The organism is Lentilactobacillus hilgardii DSM 20176 = ATCC 8290, from assembly GCF_000159315.1.
GTDB classification, from domain to species: domain Bacteria; phylum Bacillota; class Bacilli; order Lactobacillales; family Lactobacillaceae; genus Lentilactobacillus; species Lentilactobacillus hilgardii.
This window is the reverse complement of sequence record NZ_GG669992.1, coordinates 365,537-367,346: the sequence shown is the minus strand read 5'-3', so window position 1 is coordinate 367,346 and position 1,810 is coordinate 365,537. Positions and strand designations below refer to the sequence as shown.

Below are 1,810 nucleotides of genomic sequence, written 5' to 3'. Positions count from 1 at the left end.
CTGTTTGAGACGATGTTACCGAGGCATTAGCAGCAAGTGGTGCGGCTGCAAATGCGAATGGTAGTGCCAACGAAAGTGCCGTTACAAAAGTTGCAATTTTTTTCATATTCAAAGCCTCCTCAGACCTTCCACACTCAATATACAACATGACAATTATGCATCAAAGTAATTCGTTTGTATTATTTATCACATTCACAAGGCCCTAAAATCAAGGTAATATGATATTGGTTCGAAGTTATTTTAATAGTACCCAAATAGGATGGAGATGAGTATGGATGTCGTTTAGTGCCATTGCTTCGTATGCTGTTGCCATATTCTTTAGTGCATTGAAAACTATAGCAAATTTGTTTTAAAAAAAGAGAAAAAACAGTTAACTTCCAAAGCACAATTGGGGATAATCCGGTTGCATGGCAGGAAGTTGCTTTTTTTCACATTTTTGCTTGGTAATAACCGTAAAGATACAAAAAAGGACTGAATAAAATTATTATTGCCTCAGACTTTATTCCTGATTACAATGAAAAAGATCCAGTCAGAAGCCGACTTTTGTCACTTCTAACTGAACCTAATCTTAAATTATCTAGTTAGCCGATTTAAATCATCTAAAATACGTCCTCAAAAATGTCATCACACGATCTTTATAAGCTTCCGGATTGTACCAAAAGCTCTCTGCGTGGGTCGCGTTCTTAACGATCCATAATTGCTTCGGCGCTTTAGTTGCCTGATAATTTTCATAAGCCATTCCTACAGGTACATACGTATCACGACCACCGTGAATAAACAAAATAGGTAATTTATTTTTAGCAAGTTGATGCGTTGACGATACTTTGTCTAATGAAAAGCCAAGAACATGATGATTAATCCGGCTTACCAACGGTTCAACCGGGTATTCAGGTAAATGGAACTGTTGCTTTAACAAATAGGTTAGTTCTTCTCGGATACTGGAATAGCCACAATCGGCAATTAGTGCTTTTACTTGTGAGGGTATGTTCTCACCAGAAATCATTTCTACCGTTGCACCACCCATGCTAACACCAAAGAGCAATATGCGACTATCTTCACCAACATAACCAATGACACGTTTAATCCACCGCAAGTAATCTAATCGATCCAGCCAGCCGAAATTAATATATTCTCCGGAACTTTCACCATGACCGCGATCATCCGGAACCAATGCGTTAAATCCCATTTCATGAAACATTTTGACATAGTTTGCCATTGTTTCACGATTCCCTTTATAGCCGTGAGCAATGATAACCGTTTTTTTTGACGGTTTGTCCGCAGGAATAAAACTGGCCACCACCTTGTTCTCCGGTGAATTTGCATTTAGTATCCAGGTTTTTGAAGGCACATTTTTCATCCAATCAACGTAGTCGTAATAAGCATCAGCGTACTTTTGTTTCTCCTTGGAAGTTGGTGGAACGTGATCAACACGCTCAAACGCAAACTTAAACAAATGATAACTGAGTAAGAAACTACCGGCAGTAACTGCCGTTAATGGAATTAACAATGGTCTAACAATTGATCTTTTCATGAATAAATTATAACCTCTTAAGTACATTGGTTCTCATCTTGAACAAAAACCAATTTGGAATTAATAGTTACTTATTATAACAACTTTCCGAAATAATCAACCTTGTTTTGCTTAACTTTAAAAAAGAAAAAATTCCTTCAACAAGTTACTCGCGCGACATGACGGAATAGCTTATCAAAGAAATATTTCTAATTTCATTTTTAGTCATCATAACCCATATCATTTATGAGATAATTTTAAGAAAGTACAATAAGTATTAATCAACTAACAATCATTTAT

Annotated in this window: 1 protein-coding gene; it reads right to left on the bottom strand. The window is 36.4% G+C overall.

Annotation, left to right across the window (positions count from 1 at the left end; translation table 11 throughout):
- Positions 1–595: 595 nt before the first annotated feature.
- Positions 596–1,531 carry an alpha/beta hydrolase gene (locus HMPREF0519_RS01750; RefSeq protein ID WP_003634113.1) on the bottom strand — a complete coding sequence of 312 codons (936 nt, stop codon included), beginning with the start codon at positions 1,529–1,531 and terminating at the stop codon, positions 596–598.
- Positions 1,532–1,810 lie beyond the last annotated feature (279 nt).

Bases quoted from the DNA above. Each gene is read 5' to 3' on its own strand.
- HMPREF0519_RS01750 (WP_003634113.1), bottom strand. From the start codon at position 1,531: ATGAAAAGATCAATTGTTAGACCATTGTTAATTCCATTAACGGCAGTT.